Source organism: Betaproteobacteria bacterium (assembly GCA_016791345.1).
Lineage (GTDB): Bacteria > Pseudomonadota > Gammaproteobacteria > Burkholderiales > JAEUMW01 > JAEUMW01.
The window spans coordinates 1-4,991 of record JAEUMW010000270.1 but is presented as its reverse complement, the minus strand read 5'-3'; the positions used below and the strand labels follow the sequence as shown (position 1 = coordinate 4,991).

Annotated in this window: 5 protein-coding genes; all 5 read left to right on the top strand. The window is 64.9% G+C overall.

The window, feature by feature from the left end:
• The coding region (locus tag JNK68_10805; GenBank protein MBL8540848.1) for an aspartate ammonia-lyase at positions 1–1,359 on the top strand (1,359 nt) is incomplete at its 5' end.
• A gap of 34 nt (positions 1,360–1,393) precedes the next feature.
• On the top strand, positions 1,394–2,713 hold the full coding sequence (locus JNK68_10800; protein MBL8540847.1) for an anaerobic C4-dicarboxylate transporter: 1,320 nt from the start codon (positions 1,394–1,396) through the stop codon (positions 2,711–2,713).
• A 156-nt stretch (positions 2,714–2,869) separates the two neighbouring features.
• Complete coding sequence (locus JNK68_10795; protein ID MBL8540846.1) at positions 2,870–4,021, top strand: helix-turn-helix transcriptional regulator; 1,152 nt, start codon at positions 2,870–2,872, stop codon at positions 4,019–4,021.
• 262 nt (positions 4,022–4,283) lie between these two features.
• Positions 4,284–4,577 carry a zinc ribbon domain-containing protein gene (locus JNK68_10790; protein ID MBL8540845.1) on the top strand — a complete coding sequence of 98 codons (294 nt, stop codon included), beginning with the start codon at positions 4,284–4,286 and terminating at the stop codon, positions 4,575–4,577.
• Positions 4,578–4,710: 133 nt separating this feature from the next.
• A partial coding sequence (locus tag JNK68_10785) for an acetamidase/formamidase family protein (GenBank protein MBL8540844.1) occupies positions 4,711–4,991 on the top strand: 281 nt, incomplete at its 3' end.

The window sequence follows — 4,991 nt, the reverse complement described above, 5'->3', positions numbered from 1 at the left end:
CCGGACGATGTCTACTACGGCGTGCAGACGCTGCGCGGCAAGGAGAATTTCCACATCACCGGCATTTCGATGTCGGCAGAGCCGTATTTCGTCAAGGCATTCGGTTACGCCAAGAAGGCGGCAGCGCTGGCCAATCGCGATCTCGGCGTGCTCGACGCCAAGGTGGCCAATGCCATCATCGGCGCGTGCGACCGCCTGATCGCGGGCGAGATGCTCGACCAGTTCGTCACCGACTTCATCCAGGGCGGTGCCGGCACCTCGACCAACATGAACGCCAACGAGGTGATCGCCAATCTCGCGCTGGAAAAGCTCGGCCACAAGAAGGGCGAGTATCAGCATGTGAATCCGAACGACCACGTCAACTTCGGACAGTCGACGAACGACATGTACCCGACGGCGTTTCGGCTGGCGCTGATCCTCAGGCTTTCGAGCTATATGGACGCGCTGCGCCGGCTGCAGGACGCCTTTCTGGCAAAGGCCAAGGAGTTCGAGAACGTGCTCAAGATGGGGCGCACGCACCTGCAGGACGCGGTGCCGATGTCGCTCGGGCAGGAATTCCGCGGCTGGGGGACGACCATCGGCGAGGAGGTCCAGCGCATCACCGAGGTCCGGCAGCTGCTGCGCGAGATCAATCTGGGCGCCACTGCGATCGGCACCTCAGTGACTGCCGCACCCGGCTATCCGGAACTCGCCACGCGCTATCTTTCCGAGCTGACCGACATCCAGTTCATTCTGGCGGGCGACCTGGTCGAGGCGACGTCCGACACCGGCGCCTATGTGCTGCTCTCCGGCGTGCTGAAGCGCACCTCGGTCAAACTCACCAAGATCTGCAACGACATCCGCATGTTGGCCTCGGGTCCGCGCTGCGGGTTCAACGAGATCAACCTGCCGCAGATGCAGCCCGGCTCGTCGATCATGCCGGGCAAGGTGAATCCGGTGATGCCGGAGGTGGTGAATCAGACCGGCTTCCTCGTCATCGGTCTCGACCTCACTGTCACACTCGCTGCGTCCGCCGGCCAGCTGCAGCTGAACGTGATGGAGCCGGTGATCACTTTCGCGCTCTTCACGTCCATCTTCACGATGGAGAACGCGGTCAACAGCCTGCGCATCCATTGCATCGAGGGCATCACGGCCAATGCGGAGCGCACGCGCGACATGGTGCTCAACTCGCTCGGCATCGTCACCGCGCTCAAGCCCCTGCTCGGCTACAAGCAGTGCGCCGAGATCGCGCGCGAGGGCTACCAGAGCGGCAAGTCCCTGCACGACATCGTGGTCAAGGAACGCAAGCTCCTCACGCAGGAGAAATGGGACGAGGTGTTCTCCTTCGACAACCTGATCCATCCCACTTTCGAACAATAGGGAGGGCTGCAGGCGAACAACAAGGAGAGTAATCATGACTCTGACAATTGCGCTGCAGTTCATCGTCGTGCTCGCGGCCATCTGGATGGGCGCGCGCTACAGCGGTGTCGGACTCGGACTGTGGGGGGCAGTGGGGTTGCTGGTGCTGATCGCCGGCTTCGGCGTCACGCCCACCTCGCCGCCGATCGACGTGATGCTGATCATCCTGGCGGTGATCATGGCTGCCTCGGTCATGGATGCCGCGGGGGGCATCGACTTCCTGGTGAGCGTGGCCGAGCGGATCATCCGCGCAAACCCGAAATACGTCACCGTCGTCGCGCCGCTCACCACCTGGAGCTTCTGCTTCGTCGCCGGCACCGGGCACATCGTGTATCCGCTGCTGCCCGTCATCTATGAGACCGCGCACCAGAGCGGCATCCGCCCCGAGCGGCCGATGGCGGTGGCGACGATCGCCTCACAGCAGGCGATCACGGCAAGTCCCGTCGCCGCGGCGACGGCGGCGATGATCGGGCTCTTCGCCGAGAAGGGCCTGCCGTGGGGTCTGCCGCAGATCCTCATGATCTGCGTGCCGGCAACGCTCACCGGCGTGGTCGCGGCGGCGATCGTTTCGATGTTCGTCGGCAAGGACCTCAAGAACGATCCGGAATACCAGGCGCGACTCAAGGCCGGCGAGGTGCCGCCACCGAAGGTTGCCGGAAAGGCGCAGCTCAAGCCGACGGCGAAACTGTCGGCGTTCCTCTTTCTCGCAGGTGTCGCGCTGGTCGTGGCATTCGGTTTCTTTCCCGGGCTGAGAACACTTCCGGGTGCCAAGGCTGCGCTCCCGATGCCGATCGTGATCGAGGTGGTGATGATGGCGGTGGCGGCGATCATGCTGATGTTCACCAGGATCGACGTGAACGAGGTGCCGAAGACGCCCACGCTGCGCGCCGGCGTGGTCGCGGTCATCGGCATCTTCGGCCTCGCCTGGCTGGGCGACAGTTTCATCTCCGCTCACAAGGAGGTGATCGTGCCAGCCATCGGGCACTGGGCGGAAATCGCGCCGTGGACGTTCGCCTTCGGTCTCTTCTTCGCCTCGGTGCTGCTCTACAGTCAGGCGGCAACCACGCGTGCGCTCATGCCGCTCGGCCTTGCCCTGGGCATTCCGCCGCAGTTCCTGATCGCGATGTTTCCGTCGGTCAACGGCTATTTCTTCATTCCGACCTATGGCTCGCTGATCGCCGCGATCAACTTCGACCTGTCGGGGACCACGAAGATCGGGAAGTACATCCTGAATCACTCGTTCATGATTCCGGGATTGATCGCGACCATCGTGGCGGTAACGACCGGACTGCTGCTCGCGCGCGTGCTGTTCTGACGTTTCCCGGCCGCTGCTTGCGGCGGCCGGTCGGGCCCCGCCACCGGGGTTGACTTTGCCCGCGATAGCCTAAGAATGGCTGCACGGCCTCCTGCCATCCTGCAAGGCTCGCTTCGGTGATCGCGAAAGATCACCGCGACACGGGGTCCGCGCATCGTGACGGACAACCGGAGTTGGTACCGGGAGTTGGAACTGGAACCGCTTCTTTACCGTATCCACGCCTCGTCCAACGCGGGCGGCGACATGACGGAAGCGCTGGCGCTGCTGCGCGATCGCATGGACGCGCGACTGGCGACGCTCTCGCGCCATCATTTTGTATCGGGTCATGGCGAGGTCCTCTGCGACACGCCGGCGAGCCCTGGCTTTCGCAGCGCCTACGCGGAATTCGCGCCGCGCAATCCCTGGTTTCTGTCGAGCGACGAATACACGCCCGGCCGCGTCCTCACCGGCGACGAGGTGTTGAGTAATCGCGACCTCGTCAAGACCGACTTCTATCGGGCCCTGCTCGAACCCAGGGGGTTGCTGCATTGCGTGGCGGGGGTCGCCGTCCGCCACGGCCCGCTCATCCATTACGTAAACCTGCTGCGCGGACAGGACCAGCCTGCTTTCGGCGAGCGCGAGAAGGCAAACTTGAGGACCGTGCTCGCGCACGTGTCGCTCGCGCTGGGCAATCGCTGGCGGCAGCGCGAGGCAGCCGACCTCGTCAGGGTGTTGACAGGGGTCATCGATCACCATCCGCATCCCTGCCTGCTCGTCGATCGCGACGGGCAACTCGTGCACGGCAACCGCAGCGCCACGGCGCAAGCCCTGGAAAGTGTCGGCCTCTGCCTCGACGCGGGGGTGGTGACGGCGGCGCTGCCGGCAGACCGCGCCACGCTGCGACAGGCGATCCGTGATGTCGCCGCCGCCCGGACGGTGCAGCCCGCAGGCGACGCGACACGCGCAGTGATGCTGTCGGTGCCGTGCAGCAGACATCCATCGATGGTGTCGCTGCATCCGGCAGGCGACGTCTTCGATGCCGCTTCCGGCGAGTTCACCGCGCTCGTCCTCATCACCGCGCCCAATCCCGGACTCGATCACGACCTGCGCACCTGCTCATTCGTCAGGCAGTTCGGGCTGAGTCCTGCGCAGGCCCGCGTCGGCGTCATGATCGTCAGCGGCCATTCGCTGACGGAGACGGCGAGGAAACTGCACGTCTCCGAGAACACCGTGCGCAGCCACCTCAAGCAGATTTTCCAGAAGACCAACACGCACGGACAGGTGGAACTCGTCCATCTGCACGCGCGCATCTGCGCCGCCAGCGACTGACCACGGTCGCCGTCACGCCTGCGTTCTCCTCTGCGCCCTGCGTCCTGCGGCTAGTCGCGCCTTCACTTTGGTGGCGGAATCGGGTCGATTCCGACTCACCCGATCAGGTGAAAACGACTTCATCCGGTCGGGTGAAGCGGATTCCCCCATGCAAGGGATTCGGCTCGTGCAGGCGGCTTCTACGATTCAAACCTGACCAGCAGCGAGCGGCCGCGAAAGCACCGTGCTCGCATCCGCGCAGTCCGTTCGAAGGAGGCGTGCCGTGGCGATCTACGAATACCAGTGCGATCGGGATGGCGTGTTCGAGGTGCACCTGCCGATGGGCACGGCGCCGCAGTCAGTGACATGCGCCGAGTGCGGTGCGTCGGCGCGCCGTGTGATCTCGGTGCCGATGGTGCGACGGGGTGTGCGCGCGGCCGTGTTCGGCGCGATCGATCGCGCAGACAAGAGCCGCTTCGAGCCCGACGTGGTGAGCTCGTTGCCGGCGACCGGCGCGCGCAGATCAACGCCGGTTGCGCGGTTGACGCCCGCGCTCGCCCGCCTGCCGAGACCGTAACCGGTCGGCGGCGGGCGCCGCGACGACGCGGTGCTGCGGCTGGACCAGCTGTCAGCTTCAACCGATTTCGCAGGGAGAGGAAACCGAGACATCGACGCGCCATGCACGCGTCCAACGAGCGAGAGGTTTCGCCATGCCCAAGAATATCTTTCCACTGGACAACAGCAAGAAGTTCACGGAGCAGAAACTCGTCGGACACAATCGGTGGCACCCGGACATCCCAGCGGCGGCACGGGTCAAGCCGGGCGACGTATTCCGTGCGGATTGCCGCGAGTGGTTCGACGGCGCGATCAGGAACGACGACTCCGCCGATGACATCCGGCACGCGCCGCTGCCCGGCGTGCACGTCCTGTCCGGCCCCTTCCACGTCGAAGGGGCAGAGCCCGGCGATCTCCTGATCGTCGACATCCTCGA

Excerpts from the sequence above, each read along its gene's own strand:
- JNK68_10800 (MBL8540847.1), top strand. The coding sequence starts at position 1,394 with ATGACTCTGACAATTGCGCTGCAGTTCATCGTCGTGCTCGCGGCCATC.